The organism is Shewanella sp. SM32 (genome assembly GCF_025654235.1).
Lineage (GTDB): Bacteria > Pseudomonadota > Gammaproteobacteria > Enterobacterales > Shewanellaceae > Shewanella > Shewanella oncorhynchi.
Genome location: NZ_JAKKRO010000036.1, coordinates 12,427 through 37,503 on the forward strand (window position 1 = coordinate 12,427; position 25,077 = coordinate 37,503).

The window sequence follows — 25,077 nt, forward strand, 5'->3', positions numbered from 1 at the left end:
CTCACCTTATGCGGATGGGAGCTCCACTATTCGCCAGTAACCTTCAAGCATATTAAAAATATTGTTAAAACCGTCTTTCATATCAGTTTTAACCATGTAACCAGCCACATGATGGCTATAGGCTTTCATCCTATCTTCATCGGTACTCGACGTGGTGAGCATAAAAACGACAGACGAAGAAAGAGAAGGATCTGAACGTATTCGCTCAAGGAACTCAAACCCATTCATTCTTGGCATATTAAGATCGAGCAAAATAAGATACGGGCCTTTGATCGTGTCTAAACTCGTTAGAATAGTTAATGCTTCGATCCCATCCCGAGCACGCACTAAGGGATTGAGTAACCTCAATTGTCTCATCGCCCGCTGCACGGCCATGTAATCCACGTCATCATCATCAACCAATAAAATGGTGACCTGTTGATAGTGATTTGCTGCGCTCATAGAAGCTCCTTTTTCACTATTTTCTTAGGCCAACTAAAGCAAAAACAACAACCTCGGCCCTGCGATTTAAGCTGAATCTCTCCACCTAAACTTTCAACCGTTTTCCTCACAAGTGATAAGCCTAAACCACTGCCTTCAACTTCATCCCTTGGTTTAAGTGTTTGAAACATCTCGAAGACTTTTTCATGATATGAGCTTGATATCCCCGGACCATCATCTATCACACTGAATCGATACTGCTGATCAACCGCCTCACATGAAACCGTAATCACACCTGTACCTAAGTCATGATGTTTTATGGCGTTACTGATTAAATTTCGTATAACTAATTCCAACAATGGTCTTACGGTATAAAAATTTGGAAATTCACCTTTTAGGACTAATTCAAATCCCTGTGGCGGCGCGACGAGCGCAAACATGTCTTCAACCAGTTGCCGACTTTTCACTTCAGTAGTTTCGGTATCAACACGACCAATCCGAGAAAACATCAATAGTCCATCGAGTAATAATACCATTCGATGAATACGACTTTGGATAAGCCCTAGGTATTTCTGTACATTTTCATTGGTGTTATCGACTAAATCCTCAGATAACCAAGAGGTTAGCTGCTCGATACCACGTAAGGGGGATTTCAAATCATGGGAAGCAATATAGGCAAACCTGTCTAATTCTTGATTGATACGCTCAAGCTCAAGCATATGTTCTGCACGCTGAACTTCAATTCGTTTACGTTCAGAGACATTGTTAATTGTCGCGAGAATAGAAATGCCATTACTAAAATGAATAGGCGTCAATCCCACTTCAATTGCGAGTCGACTACCATCTTTGCAACAGCCAAACAGGTCATCCCGCATCGACATATTTTTCGCAATAGGCTGCACTAAATAGTTACTCATGTGCTGCTGATGAGCATCCCTTAGGGTTTCGGGCAATAACATATTGATGGAACGACCGAGTAACTCGTCTCTGGTATAGCCGAACAAACGTTCAGCATGGGTATTCACTAAAGTAATAAATCCAGATTTATCCACCATAAATAGCGCACTTGGAGAGGCTTCAATTACTAATCTAAAGCGTTTTTCGTTAGCAATTAACTCTGAAGTCAGTAAAGACTCCTTATATCGATTACGCGCCATAATTAACACTGAGTAAAACAATGCCAAAATAAAACCACAACCGATAAATTGGAGCCACATACCTTGGGTCTGCTCCGCTCTCGAGATAAAACGCGATTGTGATGAAATGTCTAAGCGCCACAACTGCCCTCCAACTAAGTCAGTCTGTGAGTGATAAAACACATCCTGCTCATTCGGGGCCACTTTGCTGCTGGTAAACATTAAACTGTCAGCGCTTGCCTGCGGACTTTCATAAATGGCAAGTTTCAAGCCTGAGAATCGCTCCCCCATAATCCCTTGCATGAGGTCATCCATCCTAAACGCTGCATACACAAGTCCAAACACGTGCTGTTTACGCTCAGCCTCTGTTGTTGTGGTGCCTTGATAAAGCGGTAAATACATTAAAAAACCCGCTTTCGCATCATCAGATGTATCTTGAACTAATACGACTTTGCCAGAAACTGTCGGCAGTCCAGTGGTAATAGCGCGAGTGATGGCTTTATATCGATTAGACTCGGAGCACATGTCATAACCCAAGGCTCTTTGATTACGCCAATCAAAGGGTTCTAAGTACACAATCACGCAATACTGATCACGCGTTCCTTCTGGGTAAACTTTATAGTCTTTAAAACCTTCAGCTTGAACTTGTTGGATGTGTGCACTTAATGCTTCAGGTTGAAGTAACTGAGCATAGCCAAAACCTTGAAAACCTGGGTAATACTCAGATAAATGAGCATTGATGACATAAGTTTGCCACTCCTGACGTGTCACATTACTCGACGATAACAATAAGCCAACGCCACCACGCAAGACTTGTTCATAGGCAAGCATTCTGCGATTTACGGCTTCTGTTAATTCTTGAACGCTATTTTCGAAACGCTCTTCACCTCTATCCCTAAGATATTGCTCAAGCACATACCAAGAGATCCCCATGAAAAGTAAGGCAGCCACTATCATCAGCCAGCTAGAGCTCAGCACGCTAAAGTAGATATTATTAGATGGGGGGAGTGATTTAGAAAACTGATCCTTGTCCATGTAAGCCAATTCCCTAGCAAACGATTAACAACAAACACTGGTACAAGTGTTGTTGTAATTATGACTAAATTCAAGTTTATCCTACTATTTAACTCGGAATTAACCCGAATATATCTATGACTATACCGTGCTCTTAATCACAAAATAAGCAAAAACTAAATTAATCAAATATTCAATTGCTGTCTCGGGCCTACGCCAAACAGCAGTAAGCTGAATCATCCGACTCACGGGAAGAATTTTTCACCCTAACTCACAAAATTATTTGCTTTTCTACCATACTCTTTTTAGTTAGAAAGTCGTTAGGAACAACAAGAGGAATTCGTTATGGCTCATATTACTGAAGTCGTGCCCAACGATACTGAACTTGAGGCAATGACCACACCAAGAAACAGCAAAGCCGCCGAGGCAATGCAGCATAGACGCGAAGTCAAAAAGCGTTTAGAAGACTACCTCGAGCGGGCGGAGTTAAAACGTGCATTAGGAGATGACGATTTTTTCTAGCCAATTCTATCTCGCTATCTAGTGGTCAAAATGATGGGATGATGATCTCAGTCGGTGATCATTTGTTTCGAACTCACTGAGTTTTGGCCCACTAAAATCGAATATCTCACCCAGCCAACAGTGCTGGGTGTGACTCTGCTCTAGCTCACTAACCTCCAGATTTAATATCGCGTCATCACTGTCATTTTTACCACTCTTGTCAGCTTGAGTTTTGATTAACAAGCATTCAGCCTTAGCACACTCAAATAACTCATCGCTGTCATGTTTTGCTCCAATCAATCTATTTCTATATCAAGAACAAAGCAGCTTTAATGTCATATCAATAAAATATTATTAAACAGATGGTTACTTATTTATGTCCCATAGACATAGCGCTAGAATTATAACAAGTGCACCAAAATGATTCACAAAATCGATAACAGCTAATTTATTTAATCGGTATATTTTCTCCGCTAGCCTGCGAATCAATATGAATAAATGAGGTTTAAGGCTATGATTAGCCACATCTCTCTCGCTGAAATTACCTGCAGGATATACGGGAATGTCTGAGTCGTTAGCCCAATATCAACAAGATCTACGCCGTTTTTCCGATGAATTAATTCGCATTCAAACGCCAATAAAAATCTTAGATGCCATAAAATGGCCGCGGGAAATGGAGGAACGTTTTCTCTCCAATAAGGGCACGGTACTTCCGGCTATCAAGCAAGAGTTTTATCAAAACATTGCTTTACCTTTTGATCCTGTTAAAACCCAAGCTGAGCTAGCCTCCCTAAAGCAGGACATCCATAGACGTTTGGGTAAACGAGACAAACTCGGCAAGATATTAGTGGCAAACGTCGATCAGTATCGCCTTGTCATTGATATGTTGGGGAGCAGAGGCACGCCAACCTTTGGTAAGCTCAGCCAAGAATTGTACGGCAGTGCTAGCCATAAACTGCATGGCGATCGCCATACCTTGCGCCAGTTAGGCGATAAACTCAGCTACATTTTCTCGCTGCCCGCGGCGAGGCACATGAATAAACACCACCCTAAAATTATTAGCGCGCCAGAAGCGGTTAACGTGCTCAGCCAACGTTTAGAAAAGTACTTCCATAGCGATGATATGCGTGTACGCCTTAGTGACGGTATCGTCTCTGACGCTGCAGTCGGTGGCGATACCGTTAAGCTCAATAGCAAAGCAATGTTCAGCGAATCGGATCTTAATGTATATGAAGTTCACGAAGGTTGGGTGCATGTTGGCACGACGCTAAACGGCCGAGCACAACCCCACGCCACTTGGCTCAGTGTCGGTTCTCCGCGCGTAGCAGCAACCCAAGAAGGTCTAGCCGTTTTACTGGAAATGCTGACGCTAAGCTCAAATCCAGGACGGGCTCGGCGAATTAGTGACCGTGTTGCCGCGGTCGATATGGCTGAAAATGGTGCTGACTTTATAGAGGTATTCAATTATTTCAGAGGATTGAATCTAAGTGCGACAGACAGTTACCGTGTCACCCAAAGGGTTTTCCGTGGTGGTATGGTGGAAGGCGGGAGTTTCTTCACTAAGGATATTTCCTATGTGCGTGGCTATGTGGAAAACATTAACTTTATCCGCAGCGCCATCACCTCAGGCCTTCCTGAACTCATTCCTATGCTATTCCTCGGTAAATTGGCGATTGAAGATATCCCCGTGTTATACCAAGCTTGCCAAGAGGGCATTCTAACTACGCCTAAATATCTACCGCCCATGTTTGATAACTTTAGTGGCCTTTATGCTTGGTTTGGTTTTGCATCAGGTTTAGCAGGAATCGATTTGAAAGGTGTACAGCGCCATTTCACTCGCTTATTTAAAGACGTACCAAATGTCGTCCCCGCCTTTGAGTTACTCGATGATACTGAATTTGACAACAACTCGGACTAATACAGTAACTAGATTGATTTAAAATAAAAAAAGCTCACAACTATGTGAGCTTTTTTATAAAACTAAACGCTAATCTTCGATAGAAAAACCTTCACCATTACATTCAAAATACAACTCACAGGCAGGATAACTCACTTTGCCACACGTGTAGAAGATAATGGCATTTCCACCCAACTTTTGAACTTGTACTTTCAAATCTTTTAAGGCTTCCACACTAACTGCGGCAGTGCATTTAAATCCAATCGATCACCCTGGGTCGCAATTGCTATAGCCTTTGGTTTAGTCTGAGGATCTTGGTTAATCACATCGACTAATCCATGCTGCGCCTCGGGTTCTCCATGGACTAAAATTAACGGCGGCTGGCCTTCAAAATGGTGATACCAACGTAATAACTCTGCTTGATCCGCATGGGCTGAAAGTCCACCCACTGTGTGTAACTTAGCCGCGACTTTAATGCTGTTACCATGAATAGACAGTTCCTCAGCGCCATCGACGAGGGCACGCCCTGGTGTTCCAAGCGCTTGATAACCACAAATAATCACATCACATTCTGGTCGCCATAAATTATGCTCTAAGTGGCTACGAATACGTCCACCGTTACACATGCCGCTCCCTGCGATAATGATCAATCCCTTATGCACGTCGTTCAGCGCTATCGACTCTTCGGTCGTTTGGATAAATTCGACATTCGACAACAACGGATGCTGCCCAGGATGTTGGCGGGTAAAGCGTTTAAAGTCCTCATCCATCAGCGGATAATTATTAACGTAGACGCGGGTCGCCTCAATTGCCATCGGGCTGTCTAGGCAGATTTTCCAACGGCCGAGATCCCATTCTTTAGCATATAAATGAAATAGATATAATAACTCCTGTGCTCGTCCAACCGAAAAAGCAGGGAGCAATATATTGCCTTGGCTCTCGTTGACTGTCTTAGCAAAAATGGCTTTCAATTCAGCTAAGGTATCCGTCCAACTGCGGTGAAAACGATTGCCATAGGTGCTTTCCATTAAGACTAAATCTGCCGTATCCACTAAGGTAGGATTACGTAAAATCGGCATACCTGCACGGCCAAGATCGCCACTGAAGACGATTTTCTTCTGGGATTTGCCCTCACCTAACCACAACTCGACTAAGGCGGAACCTAAAATATGCCCTGCATCTGAGAGGCAAATATCCACATGGGGAATAACCCGAGTCACTTGACCATATTCCAATGGTACAAATTGAGTTATCGCGAGTTCAGCATCTTCAACGGTGAATAGCGGTTCTAGGGGTTCAAGATCATGTTTAGCACGCTTTTTATTGACTCTTTCGGTATCGCGGGTCTGCAGCATAGCCGCATCTTTGAGCATGATAGCGCACAGCTCTGCCGTGGCTTTATGGGTGTAGATAGGCCCATCAAAACCCGCTTTGACTAAGAGTGGTAAACGCCCAGAATGATCGATATGGGCATGGCTAAGCACGACAGCAGAAATAGACTCAGGATCAAATGCGAAGGGATCATGATTACGCAACTCATCAGATTTACCGCCTTGGATCAAACCACAGTCGAGCAATAAGTGTTCATGATCAACCGAGAGTAAATGACACGAACCCGTCACTTCCTCTGTCGCCCCTAAAAACTGCAATGTCATTCGCATGGTGTCCCTCCAAGGTGTTTATCTCATATAAAGATAGACTATGCCCTTATTCCTAAAACAAAAAGGATTAATTAGTCACGTGCGAGCAATGTCAACTTTAGCTGTAATGCTTAGTCATCAATAACCTAACAATGGGTACAACTGACCTTGACGTACCGTTTTGCCAGCGTTAGCAATAGTGCCATCGCGCAGCCATTGTTCGAGCAAGATCTGCAAAGGCTGCTTGACCTCTGCGGCCGTCATTCCAGCGCTAATACTTGGGCTATAGAGTAATTTAAGCAAAATGAAATCAAGCCCGGTGAGTAAGTCCTGCGGGGTTTTGTCGTTAAAGATGGAGGGAAATACTTTCTCTGAATCATTGGGTAAACCAAGCACTTGAGTAATCTCTTCCACTACGCAAGCCACTAACTTACCGTGCATTTTGGCTTGATCTACAGGAATAATAATCCAAGCACGTTCAATCTCTTGCCGTGAATTGAGAGCAAACTTTGCCATACACACAGAACCATGGACATTTTTCGCCGATCTCGGTCCCATTAAGCGCATCACCTCACTTGCCCATAGGGATTGACGGGTAAAAACTAAGTGCAGATTCGCCTCAGAGAGCGTATCTACCCGTTGAATATCGAGGCCAGTGATCTGGCCTAAGTGTGTTAAGTGCATCAAAACTAATTGAGTGTGGAGCGCCTTATCACCCACTTGATGCTCAATAAACACTCGTACCGGTATGCGCCACTTACGCACGCTATGTTTAGCAAGGTCATACTCATTTTGTAGGGCGACGTCACTAAATGCTTGGGTGATATAAGCGGAGTTTTTCCAATCCGTAGCGGGCGTTAATACTTGGGTTAATCTGGGAGATGTTTGAGCAGCAAACAAAGGCAAAGCGAATAAACTTAGCATTAGAAAAAGCCCTAAACGAAACAGACGTGCAGTAAAAAATAACCAACTGTAGAAACGTGTTAATACCCTAAGCCACTTTTGCATTGGCACTCATCCCGCAACTTGACGAGGTCACTGAATCAAAATCATAGCAGTGATACTGATAAAAGAAGTCGAAATCTGCAAACAACCTCATACAACATAGACTTAATAAACTCGCCCAGATAATGCAATGCCGACTAAACAATAGCCAATAAAACCCCATAATAAATTACCACGCAGCATCAATACATTGTTTTTAAACAAATTTTATTTGAAATCATTAATCGTATACTGATGATATTACACCACCATTGCCAAGGATTCAGGATGACAATGGTGTGCATTTTTAGCTTAAGCGCTTTCTAACGAGCATAATCCGTGCAACTATTCAGCGAACTCACTAATATGAGCCTGTATTTACAACAGCTTAGTCCCTTAACCACCCCTCAACCTCATCGCGCGTCGGTACTGAGCCGCTATGTATGAGCTCACCATCGATCACTACCGCTGGGGTTTTCATCACTTTAAATTTCAATAGGCTTTGAGGATCTGTGTCCTTTTTTACAATCGCATCCACACCCATTTCTTCTGATATGTCCGCAATCATCTCAGCGGTTTTGCTACATTTAGCGCAACCACTGCCTAATACTTTGACTTGTTTCATGTTACTTCCTTAACGAACTGTGCTGCAAAATTAAAAATTTCAACCTACTGTCATACTCGCAGCCACATATAGCAAGGTAAATTTCCAGCCAAGCAAACTCATAGACAAGAGTATGGCAACATCTATAGCTCAATTCAGGCCACAATAAGATAACTGCATTATTAGTTGCATTGCATTGATTGCTATTAATTTCTATATCTAAAGATAAACAAATATTTATATACCATCTGTTATAAACACTACCAAAAAACTAAACCAGTACAGCCTAGTTTTTCATAAAATCACAATACTCTAGTTAATTTCACGACTCACAAAAAATAATCTTGATAACACAATAAATATTAATACAACCTAAATTAGATGATTGGTGAATATAGCTAAAACAGGCAATATTTTACTTGATTATTATTTAGGCATTTCCCCGTCATCATTTATCCACACATCTCGTGACCCATATCACTTATTACAACATTTAAGATTGATCCTACATCACTAAACACTAGTATCTGCTATGTTGCGGCTGCGACACGATTTATCAACATATTATAACAATTACGGAAACCTCCCTATGACCTGGACCCAAACATACACGCCACTCGGTAGCTTGTGGCTAACCGCAATGGTTGCTTTACTGCCTATTGTGTTTTTCTTCCTAGCCTTAACTGTGTTAAAACTTAAAGGCTATATCGCTGGAGCATTAACCTTATTAATTGCCTTAGCAGTCGCGATACTCGCCTACAAAATGCCTATTAGTATCGCGCTTGCTTCTGCTATATATGGTTTTAGTTATGGGCTATGGCCAATTGCTTGGATTATTATTACCGCAGTATTTTTATATAAAATCACCGTTAAAACAGGTCAATTTGAGGTTATTCGCTCGTCAGTCATCTCAGTCACGGAAGATCAACGATTACAAATGCTATTGGTTGGCTTTTCATTTGGAGCCTTCCTCGAAGGTGCTGCGGGTTTTGGTGCACCTGTTGCTATTACAGCTGCGTTACTTGTCGGGCTTGGATTCAATCCATTGTATGCAGCAGGACTTTGCTTAATCGCAAATACGGCACCCGTCGCCTTTGGAGCTATGGGTATCCCAATTATCGTAGCGGGTCAGGTTTCATCACTAGATCCATTCCATATTGGACAACTCGCTGGCCGTCAGTTGCCAATTTTATCGATTATTGTCCCCTTCTGGCTCATCGCAATGATGGATGGCATCAGGGGAATACGTCAAACTTGGCCCGCAACATTAGTAGCAGGCGTTTCATTTGCGATTACCCAATTTTTGACCTCAAACTTTATCGGCCCCGAATTACCCGATATTACTTCGGCGTTAGTCAGTCTAATTTGTTTAACGTTATTTTTAAAAGTCTGGCAACCAAAAGAAATATTCACTTTCTCAGGAATGAAACAAAGAGTTACTACCCCTAAATCTACTTTTTCTAATAGCCAGATATTTAAAGCATGGTCTCCCTTTATTATTCTCACAGCGATTGTAACCCTGTGGAGTCTTAAAGATGTACAACTGGCATTAAGTTTTGCCACTATCAGTATTGAAGTACCTTACTTACATAATCTCGTTATCAAAAGTGCACCTATTGTCGCTAAGGAAACCCCTTATGCAGCAATATATAAACTTAATTTATTAGGCGCTGTTGGAACAGCCATTTTAATCGCAGCAATGATCTCAATTGTGGTCCTTAAAATGTCAGTAAGTAATGCACTGACATCCTTTAAAGACACTTTAATTGAATTAAAATTCCCGATATTGTCGATTGGATTAGTATTAGCATTTGCCTTTGTCGCTAACTATTCAGGTCTATCTTCAACCTTAGCACTCGTGCTCGCTGGCACTGGCGTGGCATTCCCCTTCTTCTCACCATTCTTAGGTTGGTTAGGTGTGTTTTTAACAGGTTCAGACACCTCATCAAATGCCCTATTTGGCGCGCTGCAAGCCAATACAGCAAACCAAATAGGTGTAACACCGGAGTTATTAGTCGCCGCAAACACTACGGGAGGAGTAACGGGCAAAATGATTTCGCCACAATCTATTGCCGTTGCTTGCGCTGCAACGGGATTGGCAGGTAAAGAATCAGATCTTTTCCGCTTTACGCTAAAGCACAGTCTATTTTTCTGTACTTTCATTGGCGTGATCACAGTACTCCAAGCATACGTAGTCCCTTGGACATTAGTGTTTTTCACTAAATAAAGCGATATCTAAGATATATTAAAAGCCGAGTGATAAACCACTCGGCTTTTTAGATTGGAATGGATATAAAACTCACTCTGCGATGAAATTCGAATGGGTTCAATTAAGCAAAGTAGCAAGGCAGCTTTATTAATCCCAGTGAAGTCATACAATCAAAGTCTAGGTTGTCATTCTTGTCGTAGATAACTACTCGGTACATTGATGACAAATGCAACTTAAGCCAGCAACTTTGCCTTATCCTTACTAATACACCCTTTAGCACTAAAGAGTTAAAGTGCAATGGTTCCAGCTGCGGCCATTAGTCACTTGCAGTATCAATGAGCTCCATTCAGATAGAGATCTAAATACTGGCTCGATAGCGTTAATCAACACTGCAAGCTCCTAATCGTTTATCTCATGGTTAAACAATCACTTGATGATAGGTTTCCACATGGTATGACTCGACTAATTCGGGCATAACTTGGTGGAAATAGTGTTGAATCGCATCTTTAGCGCAGTGCTCATCAAAGGCGGCAATATCGACAAACTTTTCTACAAACGTCACGCGGCGTGGTTCATCACGGCTCACATTGAGTTCGTAACGAATACAACCCGCTTCGCGGCGCGTATCAGGAATAAGGCTCGCGAGCGCAGCTATTAGTGCTTCGGTTTTGCCCTCTTTAGCCAGAAAACTCGCCACGCAGGCAATTTGCTGTTGATTGATTCTATAGTCCGTTGAAGTCGACATCTCAGTTCCTTATTGGCTTAATGTTGAATGTTTATATGCCTAGCTTTTGTTGATCGCTTATGTTGATAATTGATGTAGATAACTCATATTGATAGCCGCTTATGCTGATTGATAGCGCATATCCAAATGGGGAATACCATCTTCTAAGTACATCTCAGAGCAGGCGACAAAGCCGAGTTTTTGATAGAAAGCTTTGAGGTAATCTTGGGCGCCAATTTGGATCCCCGCATCGGGCCAAGTCGTCAGTGCTGATTCAATGGCGTGCTGCATTAAAGGCATGGCTAGCCCTTTGCCTCGACCCGCTGGCGATACCACCACACGGCCGATACTCGCCTCAGGATAACTCAACCCCGGCGGCAAAATACGCGCGTAGGCAAGCAGTTCCCCGTCTGGCGATAAACCGATCAAATGCTGGGTTTCTGGATGCCTATCCTTATCGTCAAGCTCAGGATAAGCGCAGGCCTGCTCTACCACAAACACATCGACTCTTAGCTTCAATATGTCATATAGCCTATTGGCATTTAATTGATTAAATGTAAGATTTTGCCACTGCAAACGATATCCCTCTGCAAATCATCGAAAAAGAACTTTGAGTCTACCACAGCATAAAGACCATAAAAAAGCGCCTTAATCCGCGAGGACTAAGGCGCAAAGCTGTTGCGCAAACCAATAGATCTGGGGAAATCTATGGCGACAACAGGATAACGAAAAACGTTATTACTCAACCATGGCATCGTGGGCCACAGGCCCTGTCGGTTTACGGATCAGCAGCACAGCGAATACGGCGATGAGTAGCAGAGCGCCCATGATGTAAAACACATCGTTATAGGCCTGAATATAAGCTTGCTGACTCATGGTTTTGCCCAGCAAGGCTTTCGCCTGCGCGGCGGCGGTATAGGGATCTGAACCTCCCGCCTGCAACATACTTGCGCTTTGGGTTAAATAATCCTGTGCTTGCGTGCTCACTGCGGGTAAAGATTCCTTAATATGAGCCAAATGCCCGCGCGACAAAGTGTCAGTCAGGGTCGCCACCAGCGCGATACCAAAAGCACCACCTAAGTTACGCATCACGTTTAATACCGTCGATGCCGAGGCATTTTCATGGGGTTTTAAATGCATAGTCGCAAGCATACCAATAGGCACCAGAATAAAAGGCTGACCTAAGGCCCGCACGACTTGCGAAGCGATCATCTGCGGTCCGGCATAATCTGCGGTCATCTGGCTATTCATGTAATAGCTAATGGCGAACATTAAAAAGCCAAAAGCAGCGAGATAACGACTATCGAAGCGCTCCATCAATTTCGGCACTAAGGGTAAGACCAATAGCTGCGGAAATCCCATCCACATAATCACACCACCAATTTCTAACGGTGTGTAATCATGGACTTGTGATAGATAAAGCGGGATCAAATAAATAGCGCCGAATAGTGCCATGCCCAGTAAAAAATACGCCACGGTAGAGAGCACAAAATCACGCTTACCGAGCAGGCGCAAATTCACTAACGGTTCTTTACGCCTTAGCTGGATCCAAACAAACAACACCAGATTCACGACGGCAATAATGGCCAGATTACGAATGAGCTCCGAGCCAAACCAGTCCTTGCGGTTACCTTCTTCGAGCACCACTTCAAGGCAACCCATCCCTAGCGCCATAGTGACTATGCCCGCCAGATCGACATTCTTCAGCTTATCCCAAACGACCGACTGCTTCTCTAAACCGTAGGCCAACATGGCCATCACCAACAAACCCGGTGGCACATTGATATAAAACAGATAATGCCAGCTAAATTGCTCGGTCAGCCAACCGCCTAAGGTCGGGCCGATTGAAGGCGCAAAAGTCGCCGTCACGCCAAATAACGCCATGCCGACGGCACGTTTGTTATCGGGTAAAAACTCAAGAATAAGCCTAAAGGCCAGCGGAATTAGTGCACCACCAAAGAAACCCTGTAGCGCCCGAAAGGCGATCATGGCCTCTAAGTTCCACGCGATTGAGCAAAGCACAGAAGCAAAGATAAAAGCAGCCGTGGTCCATAACAGATAACGCCTGACCGACAATCCTGTGCTGAGCCAGCCAGAGAGCGGGATCGCGATCATCTCAGCAACCAGATACGCGGTTGAAATCCAGCTGCCTTCTTCGAGCGTTGCCCCAAGGCTGCCTTGAATCTCCTTCATCGATGCGTTGGTGATTTGAATATCGAGGATCGCCATAAAGGCGCCGATCAAACCACCAAATACCGCAATCCATGAACGGCGACTGCCACGCTCATAATCGGTAGGCTTTCTAGGTACACTGATGCCCTGCGCCTCCATATCGGCAGACGCAGTGATAGAGCCGGTTGCGCTCATACTAACGACCTGTATTTGCAGCGATTGCCGATGTTGATGACTCAGATGCCGTATCCACTTTTACGACTGCACTTAAGCCCGGTAGCATGTGTGCTTCTTCCTCAGTTAAATCTAAGCGAATACGCACGGGAATACGCTGCACGATTTTAGTGAAGTTACCTGTGGCGTTTTCCGCAGGCAGTAGACTGAATTTGGCTCCGGACGCCGGTGACAGACTATCGATAACACCTATAAAGGTTTTGTCGGGAAACGCATCGAGACTGACCTGCACCGACTGTCCTGGTTGCATATGTTGGATCTGGGTCTCTTTAAAGTTCGCCGTGATCCACACTGCCCCATCCGGAACCAAACTGTAGAGTGCTTGGCCGGGTTGCACATACTGCCCCACCATAGCGCCACGTTTACCAATCACCCCAGAAAAAGGTGCGGTCACGCGGGTATCATTTAATTGAATTTTCGCCAGTTCTAAAGTCGCATCGGCCTGCTCTACTACTGAACCCGCCTGATCTAATTGGGCATTAAAAACCGCTAACTCACGTTGCTTTGCCACTAACACGGCTTGAGCTTCATCGAGACGGGCGGCGGCAGAATCAAATCCGGCCTGTAGTTGGTCGACATCATCTTGGGAACTGTAATTGCTGACTTTAAGCTTTTTTGAACGGCTCAATTGTTGTTGTGCACGTATTTTATCGGCCTTTGCCGCCACCACGCCTGCGCTGGCTTGAGTGATTAAAGCCCGTTGCAACTCAACCTTAGCGGCTAAGGTTTGCAAGTCCGCCTTCGCACTCGCCTGTGAGGCTTCGGCTTGACTCACTTTGGCACTAAACTGGTTATCTTCCAGCTGAGCTAATAACTCACCCTTTTGCACATGCTGGTTATCGGTTACATCGCTTAACACAACGTAGCCAGGCACTTTAACGCTGATATGGGAAATATCGGCCTCAACATAAGCGTTATCCGTAGTTTCGATAAAACGTACCTGTGTCCACCAGTAATAACCGCCTCCCGCAACTGCAGCGAGTAACAGTGGAACGGCGATAATGAGTTTACTTTTGGACATGAATGACTCCTTGATTAGTGATATCTAGTGTACTACTGTCTCACTAAGTTTATTAGTCAGTAAAAAATCAACCCACTGTTTCACAGGTGTAACAATGATGGATCTCAATCGCGTGCAAATTTTCGCTCAAGTGGTCGAGCAAGGTAGCTTTACGGGTGCCGCCAAAGCCCTTGGGCTCACTAAGGCAACCGTCAGTCGCAAGATAGCCGAGCTCGAAGCCGATACTGGCACACAACTGCTGTTTCGCACCACCAGAGCCCTAAAACTCACCGAAGCAGGATCGAGTTATTACAACAGGATCAATAAGATCCTCAGCGATCTGCAGAGCGCCGAAAATCAGCTCACCGCCCAACAGCAATTGATTAAAGGCAATCTAAAAATTGTCTGCCCAATTGAATTAGGCCAATTGTTTTTAGGGCCAATTTTCGCGCAGTTTTTAACGCTTTATCCCGAAATCACCATAGAGGCTGAACTCACCAATCGAAAGGTTGATGTGATAGAAGAAGGCATCGATCTGTTATTTCAAATTGCCGATTCTGGCGACACTCGCTTACAAAGCTATGCCTTAGTCAACGCCCATAAATCGCTCATGGCAAGCCCAGCTTATTTAGCTGCCCATGGAACACCCAAGGTGCCACAGGACTTAGCCAAACATAAAGCGATTCGCTTGCAGTCGGCGCATATCGAAGGTGCGTGGAAATTATTCGATGGTAAAACTTGGATTGTCGCCGAGCCCAAGACTCAACTGACGGTAAACAATGTCACCCTCGCTCGCGAGGCCGCCATAGCGGGGCTTGGGATCACAGCAGTGCCATCCATCATAGCCCAAGTCGCATTAGAAAAAGGCGATTTAATCCCGCTACTAGATGACTATCCAATGGTGCAAACTAAGGTAGTGCTTAGCTATCCACAGCGGGCGTATCTACCGCGAAAATACCGCGTCTTTATCGAATTCATCTATAGCTCCCTATTTAAACGTTGGGGATCGCAAGTCTTAGAAGTCCCTGATTTTATCGGCCATGCCGATCTAGATGAATAAATCGAACACCCAAAACAGTAACAATTGTTACTTTGTAAAGTGAAAATCATTGCCTTGAGGATAAATCCTCTATGTCAGAATTGCCTTAATCCATAAGCCCCTATAAGCTTGGCAAGGTAACAGGCTGCAAAAGACCTTAGGTTTTCCTGATACAGTTTGCACAATAAAATTTAACATTTAATCTCAATTTTGGAGGAAACCTAATGAGCTTAATTAAAGAGTTCAAGGCTTTTGCGTCCCGTGGCAATGTGATCGACATGGCCGTTGGTATCATCATAGGTGCCGCATTCGGCAAAATCGTCTCGTCCTTCGTGGCCGATGTCATCATGCCACCAATTGGCATCATCCTAGGTGGTGTGAATTTTAGTGATTTGAGCATAGTGCTACAGGCAGCTCAAGGCGATGCGCCTTCTGTGGTCATTGCCTATGGCAAATTCATTCAAACTATTATCGACTTTACGATTATCGCCTTCGCCATTTTTATGGGTTTAAAAGCCATTAACACCCTAAAACGCAAGGAAGAAGATGCGCCTAAAGCGCCACCAGCACCGACCAAAGAAGAAGAGTTGCTGTCTGAAATCCGCGATCTATTGAAAGCTCAACAAGAAAAATAATCTCAAACTTAAGTGTCACGCATAAAAAACCCATCTCTAGAGATGGGTTTTGTTTTTACATCAGCGAGATAAGTGATTACTCAGCTTCAACATGCACAGTTTCACTGTAATCTTGCACTACTTCTGCCACCCGAATGCGATAAGAGTTAAACAAACAAGGCACTATACCCGTTTGCTCGGCAATGCTGTGGGCCATCTGATTACGCCATTGGGTGATAGAAGCTTGGTCCTCCCAGAACGACAGGCTCAGTACTTTGCCATCGTCGGTTAAGCTCTGAAAACGTTCGATCGAAATCAATCCCTTGCGGCCTTCTAAATATTGGCGCATTTCAGCCGCCACGTGCAGATACTCTTCCTTCCCTTCCTTTGTAGGGATGACTTCAAAAATTACCGCAATCATAATGTTCTCCAGAAATGAATGTCCTTAATGTCGACTCTAAGACTAGCCCATCTATCACTCTTTAGCTCACTGATTTTAAGCCTTTTAGTCTATGTGATAACCCTGCCTACAACGAAAGGCAATAACCCGAAACATAACAAGTTATTGCCCACGATAACGGCTTACTTGTGATTAACCGAGCTCATCAATGCGCTTATCGCCGCGATATAGCCAGTGATACAAGGTCGGCAAGACGAGTAAGGTCAGCGCCGTCGAGCTAAACAAGCCACCGATAATCACCACTGCCAAGGGCTTTTGGATCTCACTGCCGACACCCGATGATAATAAAATCGGGATCAAGCCTAAGGCCGAGGTCAGTGCCGTCATCAATACAGGGCGCAAACGCCCAACTGTGCCCTCATAAACACAATCATAGAGTGCTTCGCCGCTTTGCCTGCGCTGATTAATCGAATCCACCAGCACCACACCGTTGAGCACCGCCACCCCAAATAGAGTGATAAAGCCAATAGAGCTAGGCACAGATAAATAAGTGCCACTGACATACAGGGCCACTATGCCGCCAATCAAAGCTAAGGGCACGTTCGCCATGATGAGCAACACTTGCTTGAATGAACCAAAGGAGAAGTACAACAATAAGGCTATCAAGGCGATAGAAATCGGCACCACTAGCATCAACTTTTGCTGCGCCCGCTGCTGATTCTCATATTGGCCGCCAATGATCACTGTATATCCCGCAGGCAAATCCGCCTTTGGCACTAGAGCATAAATATCTTTTACAACCGAGCCCATATCGCGTCCCGCCACGTTGGCCTGCACCACAACACGGCGCTGCACATCGTCACGGCGAATATTCGGCGGCGCCATTTCCACTTCGACGCTGGCGACTTCCCCTAAACGCACTGTGGCGCCATTTGTGCCACTGAGCAATAAGTCTTTAATCGCATCCGGGCTTTGGCGAAACTCGGCCGCGAGTCGCACATTGATGTCGTATCTGGCATTGCCATCGATCACTTGTCCTGCACTCGCGCCGCCAATACCTTGGCTGACGAGGCTCATCACTTGATCGACACTGATGCCGTAACGCGCCAATAGCTCGCGTTTGGGCCGCACGACCAATTGTGCCTCGCCGCTCACTTGCTCAAGCGACACATCGACGGCACCGGGGATTTTCGCAACGAGATCGGTAAGCGCTTGGCCTTTCTGTGACAATACCGCTAAATCAGGGCCGAAGATTTTAATCGCTAGCTGGGCTTTTACCCCCGAAAGTAATTCATCTACCCGAGTCGCAATCGGCTGCGAAAAGGTCAACAAGAGTCCAGGGAACACACTGAGCTTTTCCTCCATCAAGCGTTGCAGTTCCAAGCGCGAGCTTGCCGACTGCCACTCTGCTATCGGTTTCAAGCCAATATAGACTTCTATATTACTCACAGGCTCGGGATCGCCGCCCAGTTCAGGCGCACCAATGCGGCTCAGGGCATATTCCACCTCGGGAAATGCTAGCAAAATAGCCTCAAGCTTAGGTGCGACTTGGAGCGAAGTGCCTAAACTCGCCGTTGGTGCCAGCGTCACCCTCAAGTTAATCGTGCCTTCCTCCAGTTCAGGCACAAATTCGGTACCCAGCCTTGGTAGCAATAATAGACTCAAGCCGAACATCACCAAAGCGCTGAGCATCACCACCTTTGGCCTAGCAAGCGTTGCCGTGAGTAGCTTGCGATAAACGGCATCCAGCGGTGCTAAAACCACACTTTGTTTGAGCACCACACCGCGCTTAAACAGATACACAGCAAGGGCTGGCACGGCAATCAGCGCCACCAGCAACGCCGACATCATTGCCAAAATAATACTGACCGCCATCGGCTGGAACAGCTTGCCTTCAACCCCTTCAAGGGCAAATAATGGCGCAAATACGACGATAATAATGGCGGTGGCGAAGAAGATTGGACTACATACCTCTTTCGCCGCGAGCATTATCCGAATAACCATATTCGATTCGCTGACATCATCACAGGCTTTAGCACCATCCTCCTCACTGTGATAGGGATCATCCTCACCATCGGCACGCGCCCTCGCCTCGGGTAAATGGCGGCGATCAGGTTGAGTTAAGTGTTTGAAAATATTCTCTACCATCACCACAGAGCCATCGACTAACATACCAATCGCCACAGCTAAACCGCCGAGCGACATCAGGTTTGCCGACAAGCCATAATAGGACATCACCATAAGTGCGAGCCCGATAGACACTGGAATCGACAGCAGCACCAGCAAGGTCGCGCGGATATTGACGAGGAACAACGCCAAGATCACCACGATAAACACAAAGGCCATTAGCAGCGCATCGCGCACTGTGGTCACAGCCTTATCGACCAGATCCGCTTGGTCGTAAAACACCTCAAAGGACACTCCATCGGGCAATGCCTGCTCAATAAGGCTCACCCGCGCACCAATATCGTCAATCGTCGCCTTAGTGTTTGCCCCCATGCGTTTGAGCACGACACCAGCCACCACTTCACCGAGATTTTGCACTTGGCCAGATTCATCGCGGCGCGTCATAGTCACTGCCCCGACACGGATCTCGCTGCCGAAATCCACCTGAGCGATATCGCCAATACGCACTGGCGTACCGCTGGCTTCGGTCAGAGGGATCTGCGCGATCGCCGCCAATCCCGCGTCTCCTGCGGGCAACATGCCATAGCCGCGCACCACAAGTTGCTCTTGGCCTTGGTCCATAAACCAACCGCCAGCGTTGCGGTTATTGCTCTCTAGCGCTTCGGTCACCTGCGCCATAGACAAGCCATAGGCACGCAGTTTATTCGGGTCGACCTGCACTTGGTATTGGCGCACATCGCCACCAAAAGACAAGACTTCAGTCACGCCGCCCACGGGCATCAATATCAACTTCACCAGATAATCATTTAAGCTACGCAGCTCGGCGGCATTAATGCCAGAGTTAGGTTCTGCACGCAGAATATACTGATAAATCTGCCCTAATCCCGAAGTATTCGGGCCGATTTCAGGCACTCCGACGCCGCTTGGGATCATCTCCCGCGCCGCCTGTAACTGTTCAAACACTTGCTGACGGGCGAAGTAAATATCTGTCCCCTCGGCAAATACCACAGTCACAATCGACAAACCAGTACGCGATAACGAGCGCACCTCAGTCACTGCTGGCAAGGCGTACATGGCCGATTCCACCGGATAACTGATAAGTTTTTCCACCTCTTCAGCGGCTAAGCCTTCGGCCGCAGTATTGATGGTCACTTGCACGTTAGTCACATCAGGAAAGGCATCGAGATTCAACTTAGGCAGCATGGCCACGCAGCCCACAATCACGGCGAGCAGAGCCAATACCACTAACAGCCGATTTTTAATCGCGGCTTCGATTAACTTTTGCAACATAGAAAATCTCCAAAATGAGGGCGCTCATATTAGTGGGCGTGAATATCGAAGCCTGCTTTCGCCTGCTCGGATGCCAAGAAGAACGCGCCAGCCACCACGACCTTGAGCTGTGCCTGCTGGGCTTTTTCAAGCTCAGGTCCACGCACTAGACTCAGGCCGCGCTGACGCTGCACCACTTCTACCTCAATGGACTCGAAGCCATCCTCATCTTGAATAAAAATCTGCCAGTCGCCATCGCCGCCACGGGTCAGCGCCGCATCGGGCAGCACTATGCCACTGCCGTTTGGATCGGTAGTAGAGCCAGCAAAGTAGAGTTCAGCAAATTGCCCCGCATGCAACACATGATCAGGATTGTGCATACTCACCAGCACTTGCTCGGTGCGCGTTACGCTGTCGAGTTCATGGGAGCGACCGATTATCTTACCTGCCAACGTCTTATCCCCTACTTGCACTAAGGCTGAACTGCCAACCTGGATATGCGTAGTTTGAGTTGGGGTTAACTGCGCCTCCACCCATAAATAGGATTCATCGGTCAGTTGCATTAAGGGCGTGCCCGCGCTAAACACTTGACCTAGCATGGCGATATCCTGCTGCACTCGGCCGTCAATTGGCGCTAAGAGTTGATAACTGCCTATGGCTTCTGGCGTCGATTCCAGTGCACGAATTTGCGCGGGCGTCATCTTAATTGCCTCTAAAATCGCCCGTTTAAGTTCGGCATCCACCTGCGCCTGCATCCGCCGACTGACGCTAACCGCACCTTCACTCATGCGTTTGACTCGACTCCATTCGGCAGCGGCATTAATGTAGTCCGCCTGTGCCTGCGCAACGGCTGCGCCACCCAAGGTAAGTAAAGGCTCACCTTTTTTCACTTCTTGTCCCGGCACCACATGGCGCGCCAACACACGCACATCGAGCTGCGGCGCAAGGGTCGCGGTTCGATCGCGATCCACCACTAAGGTCGCCGTCGCCCTAATATCGAGATTCAAATTGGCGAGGTTCAAGCTATTGCTCGACAAAGGTAACAAGCTAATCCCCGCCAAGGCTTGCTGCGCTTCGGTCAATTTCAACGCCTGTTCGCCGTGTTCATCCGTCGGCGACGTTTGCGTTACCGAATCGCCGCTTTCCTTAGCGACGGATGCGTGATCACCGCCAGCCAATACAGGCTGAGCGAGAAATGCCAGCGTGCTCAGCACGAATAATGCGAGCGCAATTTTTGATAGGTTAAACCGACGCTTTTCAAGCGTCGTTACAGCATCCAGTTGAAGGACATTTTCGTGTTGAGTATTTGAATTCATTATTGTGACCTCATGGGTTTACTGTGCGTGCGGTGGTATTAGATGTTATCGAAGGGACTGAGTTGAGCTTTTCGATAAAAGGCATAAGCTGGCCGCTTTCGCCCATCCAAGTTAACCAACTTTGATAGATAGCCGTTTCTAGGTTTAAGCCCACCAAATAACTGGCGGCTAACTGACGACGGCTCTGTAAGTACTCGCTAGTACTCACATCCCCCGCCTGCCATTGTTGGCTTAAGGATTTAGCGGCTTTAGCACCTGACACTTGCACTAACTCACGCCAGTCTTGGTAACGTTCAAGTAAACGCGGTAACGCATAGAGGAATTGTTTCTGCTTAGCGGTAAGCACTCGCTCACGGGCAAGATAGCCTTGCTCCGCGATAGCGATGCCCTTATCGGCCACTGCCTGTAACTCACTGTAGTTATTGCGAACTTGTAGAGGAATCGACACGCCGACACCGAGCTTATTGTCCGTGCCTTCCTTTTCAGCGCCTAGGCTAATAGTCGGGTCAGCCGAAGCTTCCGCTTTGACTTGCATGACATTAACTCTGGCGAGCAGCACTTGCTGATAAGCACTCGCCAGTGCTGGCAAGGCTGATGTAGAGGTGCCCAACTCGGCCGCTGGCGCTTGCTTAGCCTGAGTCACAAAGAAATGGATCTCTTTGATAAACTCACTAAAAGCGAAATTATTATCCCCAAGTAATTCAATTACTTTGCCATCGGCCACTAAGGCCACCTGCTCGGCTAAGGCGTAGTCGGCAGTATTAGAGGCGACTTCGAGTTGTATCAATTGCAGCTCGACGTTAGACAAATCCCCCGCCGCCAATCGCTGCTCAGCAATATTGAGCTGCGCCTTGGTAAACCTTAATTGCTGCTCGGCAAAGGTCAGCGCCTTACGGCTTTGCGCCTGTTCTGCCAAGGCCAGTAAGCGTTCGGCCAACATTTGGCTACGCTCTAACCCTATGTCTGCTAAAAGGATTTGCGCTTCAAGCTCGGCACGCTGTGTCGCCACGCCGCGCTTGTCACCCCAATCGAGGGTTTGACTCAGCCCTAAGCTATAAGCATCTGTATCAGCATTTTGATAATTAAGCCCAAGTTCTGGGTTATACACAGCGCGATCTGCCGCCTGAATGGCCAGTTTGGCTTGTTGCTGCCTTACTAGTTGCACCTGAACTTCAGGTAACTGATTGAACTGTGTAAGTAACTCAGGCAACCATTGGCCAAAGTTGACATGTGCCGTGTCGGTTTCTTTGGCGGGTAAACCCAGTGATTGCGCCTTAAATGCCTCAACTTCAGAGGCATTTATTTCAGGGGCATTAGCCTCAGAGGCTTTGGTTTCAAGGACCTTGACTTCAAGGACGTTGACTTCAAGAGAATCATTTTCTGCCGCGAGGGCAAAGGCTACCAATCCGGCGGCCAATACTAATCCGCAGCTAAACAAGCCCGATCTAAACAGACAAACTAAAGTACGGGCGAGAATCGTTTTTTTCATCGCAAATCCTAACAATATCGAATGTGGATCGGCTGACTTTTGCGCCCAAAGCGAAACGGCTAGATGTGAGCTTCATTTACATAGCTCAATGCAAAGCAATCATATCGTTCTGGGCATGGCAAATAAGCGCCGATCGAATCATCCCGCCAAGCAATACAGTAACGGCTAAAAAGCCAATGACGGCTCCAACAGTTAACGCTGCGAGCATCAGTTCAAGCGTATCTTTTGGGGGATGAACATAACGGACTTATCACGCGGCAAAATAGAATGAGATCCAATCAGATGAATCAATCGTCCTAGGCCGAGAAATAAGCCGAATATTGGAGAATTAAGCGATAGGAGGGCGGTATTTAGGTAAATTTTCAGGCGGGAAATAGGATACATCGGTAGGCAGATAGACGCTTTCTAACGCCTGTACAGGCTGACTCACTGCCTGAGATAACAGCGCCACATGACCGCCATGGCATTGACAGTCGAGGCATAGGTCAAAATCTTGTATTTCAGTGGTTTTCACTAAGTGGGAATGAAATCCGTTGCTTTGGTTCTCACCCGCGTGATTACTGGTGACACCCGTGGAGTCCGCAAAGCCTAAGGCTTGCTCGCTTGGGCAAACGCAATCGACACATTGGGCCAAAGTGGTCACTTGGGCACTAAATTGCAGATGGGGATGATTCTCAGCTTCTTCCGCACCATTGCCCGCATGTAACTGATGCGCACCCAAATTCGCGCCGGCAAATTGCAGCACGATAATGGCTATCAGTAGGGTTACCATTCGAGTAAAAAATGGCTTAGCGGTAGAATTCAAATATCACCTATAGCAAATAACGGATAACCGAACATCTGACCCGTATGATAAACATAAGTTCACAGCTCGCAAGCAAAGTCTTTCAAGCTGTGATCTCTAAAGGCTAACGCTGACTTAAACACTCAGTGCTTATTTAAACACACAGCACTTATTTAAATACACAGTGCTTATTTAAAATACACAGTGCTTAGCGTAATCAGCGGCTTCGTTAGCAGTCCAATCGCCAGACGGCTTATTTTTCATCTGTTTACACCAAGCATCACTGCCCACTTCTGGCGCGCAGGCACTCAGTCCAGCGGTAAATGCCAAGACTAACGCAATCGCACTGACCTTAGAAACTGTCAGCGAAGAAACAGAGCCCGATTTCAATAATGACATACTTAATTCCTTGTAAATATGGCCTAAATTAGACCATTAAATATTCGAACGCTTAGTGATCCAAGCAATCGCTTTGGCTTTCTGTTCGAGTGGAAACCAAGCCACTTCGCCCTGCATAAAAGGCCCGAGTAAGCGCACCGCATTTCCTACCCAATCAGGGCCGCCCACAAATACTAAGGCTTCAAAATTCGGTAACTGGACTTCACCACTACCAGTCAGCGACTCAAATTCCCAGCCTTCGAGTAACACATCCGCCTCAATATACAGGCAAACTTGGCCCCAATCCTTACGATAACTCTTAATCGCTGGCTGTAAACGGGTCCGATAATCGGTGGAGGATAGTCGGCCACTGGCAAAAAGACTGATAACACCCTTAGCAATATCGGGGATTTGGCATAACATAGAGGCACTCCGAATCGAGAACACTTTTGCAGGCAATGGCTTTAGCCAATGCAGCGGCAAAGAATGCGCCCGATGATAACAAATCTATTGGAAAGCCATAAGTCATTATTGATGGCTTCTCAATCCATGCTGAAAAATGCCTAAGTTTGCCATGATAAAAATCTCAAACCGTGTGGAACTTCAGGAAAATGAAATCGAGTGGCAATTTATCCGTTCGAGTGGTGCAGGCGGCCAGCACTTAAATAAAGTGTCCACCGCTGCGCAGCTGATTTTCGATATTAAAAGCTCATCATTACCCGAGTTTTACCAAGAACGCTTGCTCAACAAGGCGGATCACCGCATCACTAAAAGCGGCAAAATCATCATCAAATGTCAAGCGAGTCGCAGCCAAGATGCCAACCGCCAAACAGCCTTGGAGCAATTTATCGCCTTGATTGCCAGTGTCGGTGAAGTGCAGAAAAAACGCATCCCCACCCGCGCCACTAAAGGCAGCCAAACTCGGCGATTAGAAACCAAGAAACAAAAAGGTGCCACTAAGGCCATGCGTCAACAGAAGAGTGACTATTAACTTAGGTGACAGTTAACTTAGATGACAATTAACTCAACTGACAGTCAACTTAGGCAATTGCTAACTCGGTACCAGAGAAATAACCGCAATTGAACCCAGCCAACAATGGCACAGGATTTCAAAGGTATAATCGGC

At 46.3% G+C, this 25,077-nt stretch carries 23 protein-coding genes and 1 pseudogene; 6 read left to right on the plus strand and 18 right to left on the minus strand.

The window, feature by feature from the left end:
• Window positions 1-6 precede the first annotated feature (6 nt).
• A complete protein-coding gene (locus L5M10_RS14755; RefSeq protein WP_105250317.1) occupies window positions 7-441 on the minus strand; it encodes a response regulator in 435 nt (144 codons plus the stop codon).
• Entirely contained in the window at window positions 438-2,591 is a 2,154-nt protein-coding gene (locus L5M10_RS14760; protein ID WP_173247621.1) for a CHASE domain-containing protein, read from the minus strand. The genes L5M10_RS14755 and L5M10_RS14760 overlap by 4 nt, the downstream gene beginning before the upstream one ends.
• 324 nt (window positions 2,592-2,915) lie before the next feature.
• Here L5M10_RS14760 and L5M10_RS14765 point away from each other — a divergent pair, with 324 nt between their 5' ends.
• Both L5M10_RS14765 and L5M10_RS14770 read left to right on the plus strand, forming a co-directional pair.
• On the plus strand, window positions 2,916-3,092 hold the full coding sequence (locus tag L5M10_RS14765; protein WP_006079984.1) for a PA3496 family putative envelope integrity protein: 177 nt from the start codon (window positions 2,916-2,918) through the stop codon (window positions 3,090-3,092).
• 541 nt (window positions 3,093-3,633) lie between these two features.
• Window positions 3,634-4,989, plus strand: coding sequence for a flavohemoglobin expression-modulating QEGLA motif protein (locus L5M10_RS14770; RefSeq protein ID WP_263163680.1), 1,356 nt, complete (start codon window positions 3,634-3,636; stop codon window positions 4,987-4,989).
• 69 nt (window positions 4,990-5,058) lie between these two features.
• On the opposite strand, the gene L5M10_RS14775 is transcribed toward L5M10_RS14770, so the two are convergent.
• From L5M10_RS14775 to L5M10_RS14790, 4 genes are all read right to left on the minus strand, one after another.
• Window positions 5,059-5,202: a hypothetical protein gene (locus L5M10_RS14775; RefSeq protein ID WP_263255482.1), complete on the minus strand. Its 144-nt coding sequence runs from the start codon at window positions 5,200-5,202 to the stop codon at window positions 5,059-5,061.
• A complete protein-coding gene (locus L5M10_RS14780) occupies window positions 5,190-6,629 on the minus strand; it encodes an MBL fold metallo-hydrolase RNA specificity domain-containing protein (RefSeq protein WP_105250321.1) in 1,440 nt (479 codons plus the stop codon). Before L5M10_RS14780 ends, L5M10_RS14775 begins: the two co-directional genes overlap by 13 nt.
• A 117-nt stretch (window positions 6,630-6,746) precedes the next feature.
• On the minus strand, window positions 6,747-7,532 hold the full coding sequence (locus L5M10_RS14785) for a DUF2927 domain-containing protein (RefSeq protein WP_263255490.1): 786 nt from the start codon (window positions 7,530-7,532) through the stop codon (window positions 6,747-6,749).
• 448 nt (window positions 7,533-7,980) lie between these two features.
• Window positions 7,981-8,217, minus strand: coding sequence for a thioredoxin family protein (locus L5M10_RS14790; RefSeq protein ID WP_263255483.1), 237 nt, complete (start codon window positions 8,215-8,217; stop codon window positions 7,981-7,983).
• 568 nt (window positions 8,218-8,785) lie between these two features.
• On the opposite strand from L5M10_RS14790, the gene L5M10_RS14795 reads away from it, so the two are divergent.
• Window positions 8,786-10,423 carry a lactate permease LctP family transporter gene (locus L5M10_RS14795; protein WP_113939189.1) on the plus strand — a complete coding sequence of 546 codons (1,638 nt, stop codon included), beginning with the start codon at window positions 8,786-8,788 and terminating at the stop codon, window positions 10,421-10,423.
• Window positions 10,424-10,696: 273 nt separating this feature from the next.
• Here L5M10_RS14795 and L5M10_RS14800 read toward each other — a convergent pair.
• The 5 genes and pseudogenes from L5M10_RS14800 to L5M10_RS14820 form a co-directional block, all read right to left on the minus strand.
• Window positions 10,697-10,792 (minus strand): annotated as a pseudogene (locus L5M10_RS14800) (radical SAM protein); the annotation flags it as partial.
• 31 nt (window positions 10,793-10,823) lie between these two features.
• Window positions 10,824-11,150 carry a putative quinol monooxygenase gene (locus L5M10_RS14805; protein WP_113939190.1) on the minus strand — a complete coding sequence of 109 codons (327 nt, stop codon included), beginning with the start codon at window positions 11,148-11,150 and terminating at the stop codon, window positions 10,824-10,826.
• A gap of 99 nt (window positions 11,151-11,249) precedes the next feature.
• The gene (locus L5M10_RS14810; RefSeq protein WP_131524255.1) at window positions 11,250-11,705 is read right to left on the minus strand and encodes a GNAT family N-acetyltransferase; all 456 of its coding nucleotides are present in this window, start codon (window positions 11,703-11,705) and stop codon (window positions 11,250-11,252) included.
• 162 nt (window positions 11,706-11,867) lie between these two features.
• Entirely contained in the window at window positions 11,868-13,496 is a 1,629-nt protein-coding gene (locus L5M10_RS14815; protein ID WP_131524254.1) for a DHA2 family efflux MFS transporter permease subunit, read from the minus strand.
• 1 nt (window position 13,497) lies between these two features.
• A complete protein-coding gene (locus L5M10_RS14820) occupies window positions 13,498-14,556 on the minus strand; it encodes an HlyD family secretion protein (protein ID WP_263255484.1) in 1,059 nt (352 codons plus the stop codon).
• A gap of 94 nt (window positions 14,557-14,650) precedes the next feature.
• Here L5M10_RS14820 and L5M10_RS14825 point away from each other — a divergent pair, with 94 nt between their 5' ends.
• Window positions 14,651-15,595: a LysR family transcriptional regulator gene (locus tag L5M10_RS14825; RefSeq protein ID WP_263163689.1), complete on the plus strand. Its 945-nt coding sequence runs from the start codon at window positions 14,651-14,653 to the stop codon at window positions 15,593-15,595.
• 203 nt (window positions 15,596-15,798) lie between these two features.
• Window positions 15,799-16,209 carry a large-conductance mechanosensitive channel protein MscL gene (gene mscL, locus L5M10_RS14830; RefSeq protein ID WP_105250328.1) on the plus strand — a complete coding sequence of 137 codons (411 nt, stop codon included), beginning with the start codon at window positions 15,799-15,801 and terminating at the stop codon, window positions 16,207-16,209.
• A gap of 76 nt (window positions 16,210-16,285) precedes the next feature.
• Here the strand turns inward: mscL and L5M10_RS14835 are convergent, their stop codons facing one another.
• The 7 genes from L5M10_RS14835 to L5M10_RS14865 all read right to left on the minus strand — a co-directional run bounded on the left by L5M10_RS14835 (window position 16,286) and on the right by L5M10_RS14865 (window position 24,374).
• On the minus strand, window positions 16,286-16,609 hold the full coding sequence (locus L5M10_RS14835; protein WP_025008611.1) for an antibiotic biosynthesis monooxygenase family protein: 324 nt from the start codon (window positions 16,607-16,609) through the stop codon (window positions 16,286-16,288).
• Window positions 16,610-16,780: 171 nt separating this feature from the next.
• Window positions 16,781-20,005 carry an efflux RND transporter permease subunit gene (locus L5M10_RS14840; RefSeq protein WP_263255485.1) on the minus strand — a complete coding sequence of 1,075 codons (3,225 nt, stop codon included), beginning with the start codon at window positions 20,003-20,005 and terminating at the stop codon, window positions 16,781-16,783.
• A gap of 29 nt (window positions 20,006-20,034) precedes the next feature.
• Window positions 20,035-21,300, minus strand: coding sequence for an efflux RND transporter periplasmic adaptor subunit (locus L5M10_RS14845; protein ID WP_263255486.1), 1,266 nt, complete (start codon window positions 21,298-21,300; stop codon window positions 20,035-20,037).
• 10 nt (window positions 21,301-21,310) lie between these two features.
• Window positions 21,311-22,789 (minus strand): TolC family protein, encoded by a 1,479-nt coding sequence (locus L5M10_RS14850; protein WP_076498646.1) that lies wholly within the window; start codon window positions 22,787-22,789, stop codon window positions 21,311-21,313.
• A 328-nt stretch (window positions 22,790-23,117) separates the two neighbouring features.
• Window positions 23,118-23,561 (minus strand): hypothetical protein, encoded by a 444-nt coding sequence (locus L5M10_RS14855; protein WP_198572034.1) that lies wholly within the window; start codon window positions 23,559-23,561, stop codon window positions 23,118-23,120.
• A 204-nt stretch (window positions 23,562-23,765) separates the two neighbouring features.
• A complete protein-coding gene (locus tag L5M10_RS14860; RefSeq protein ID WP_263255488.1) occupies window positions 23,766-23,972 on the minus strand; it encodes a DUF3012 domain-containing protein in 207 nt (68 codons plus the stop codon).
• A gap of 36 nt (window positions 23,973-24,008) precedes the next feature.
• Window positions 24,009-24,374, minus strand: coding sequence for an STAS/SEC14 domain-containing protein (locus tag L5M10_RS14865; RefSeq protein WP_105250333.1), 366 nt, complete (start codon window positions 24,372-24,374; stop codon window positions 24,009-24,011).
• A 136-nt stretch (window positions 24,375-24,510) separates the two neighbouring features.
• Here L5M10_RS14865 and arfB point away from each other — a divergent pair, with 136 nt between their 5' ends.
• Window positions 24,511-24,942 carry an alternative ribosome rescue aminoacyl-tRNA hydrolase ArfB gene (gene arfB, locus L5M10_RS14870; protein ID WP_263143115.1) on the plus strand — a complete coding sequence of 144 codons (432 nt, stop codon included), beginning with the start codon at window positions 24,511-24,513 and terminating at the stop codon, window positions 24,940-24,942.
• Window positions 24,943-25,077: the final 135 nt, after the last annotated feature.

Bases quoted from the DNA above. Each gene is read 5' to 3' on its own strand.
- arfB (WP_263143115.1), top strand. From the start codon at position 24,511: ATGCCTAAGTTTGCCATGATAAAAATCTCAAACCGTGTGGAACTTCAG.
- L5M10_RS14785 (WP_263255490.1), bottom strand. From the start codon at position 7,532: ATGCTAAGTTTATTCGCTTTGCCTTTGTTTGCTGCTCAAACATCTCCC.
- L5M10_RS14855 (WP_198572034.1), bottom strand. From the start codon at position 23,561: ATGGTAACCCTACTGATAGCCATTATCGTGCTGCAATTTGCCGGCGCG.
- L5M10_RS14815 (WP_131524254.1), bottom strand. From the start codon at position 13,496: ATGAGCGCAACCGGCTCTATCACTGCGTCTGCCGATATGGAGGCGCAG.
- L5M10_RS14840 (WP_263255485.1), bottom strand. From the start codon at position 20,005: ATGTTGCAAAAGTTAATCGAAGCCGCGATTAAAAATCGGCTGTTAGTG.
- L5M10_RS14780 (WP_105250321.1), bottom strand. From the start codon at position 6,629: ATGCGAATGACATTGCAGTTTTTAGGGGCGACAGAGGAAGTGACGGGT.
- L5M10_RS14860 (WP_263255488.1), bottom strand. From the start codon at position 23,972: ATGTCATTATTGAAATCGGGCTCTGTTTCTTCGCTGACAGTTTCTAAG.
- L5M10_RS14850 (WP_076498646.1), bottom strand. From the start codon at position 22,789: ATGAAAAAAACGATTCTCGCCCGTACTTTAGTTTGTCTGTTTAGATCG.
- mscL (WP_105250328.1), top strand. From the start codon at position 15,799: ATGAGCTTAATTAAAGAGTTCAAGGCTTTTGCGTCCCGTGGCAATGTG.
- L5M10_RS14795 (WP_113939189.1), top strand. From the start codon at position 8,786: ATGACCTGGACCCAAACATACACGCCACTCGGTAGCTTGTGGCTAACC.
- L5M10_RS14765 (WP_006079984.1), top strand. From the start codon at position 2,916: ATGGCTCATATTACTGAAGTCGTGCCCAACGATACTGAACTTGAGGCA.
- L5M10_RS14770 (WP_263163680.1), top strand. From the start codon at position 3,634: ATGTCTGAGTCGTTAGCCCAATATCAACAAGATCTACGCCGTTTTTCC.
- L5M10_RS14845 (WP_263255486.1), bottom strand. From the start codon at position 21,300: ATGAATTCAAATACTCAACACGAAAATGTCCTTCAACTGGATGCTGTA.
- L5M10_RS14865 (WP_105250333.1), bottom strand. From the start codon at position 24,374: ATGTTATGCCAAATCCCCGATATTGCTAAGGGTGTTATCAGTCTTTTT.
- L5M10_RS14760 (WP_173247621.1), bottom strand. From the start codon at position 2,591: ATGGACAAGGATCAGTTTTCTAAATCACTCCCCCCATCTAATAATATC.
- L5M10_RS14825 (WP_263163689.1), top strand. From the start codon at position 14,651: ATGATGGATCTCAATCGCGTGCAAATTTTCGCTCAAGTGGTCGAGCAA.
- L5M10_RS14835 (WP_025008611.1), bottom strand. From the start codon at position 16,609: ATGATTGCGGTAATTTTTGAAGTCATCCCTACAAAGGAAGGGAAGGAA.
- L5M10_RS14805 (WP_113939190.1), bottom strand. From the start codon at position 11,150: ATGTCGACTTCAACGGACTATAGAATCAATCAACAGCAAATTGCCTGC.
- L5M10_RS14755 (WP_105250317.1), bottom strand. From the start codon at position 441: ATGAGCGCAGCAAATCACTATCAACAGGTCACCATTTTATTGGTTGAT.
- L5M10_RS14820 (WP_263255484.1), bottom strand. From the start codon at position 14,556: ATGTCCAAAAGTAAACTCATTATCGCCGTTCCACTGTTACTCGCTGCA.
- L5M10_RS14790 (WP_263255483.1), bottom strand. From the start codon at position 8,217: ATGAAACAAGTCAAAGTATTAGGCAGTGGTTGCGCTAAATGTAGCAAA.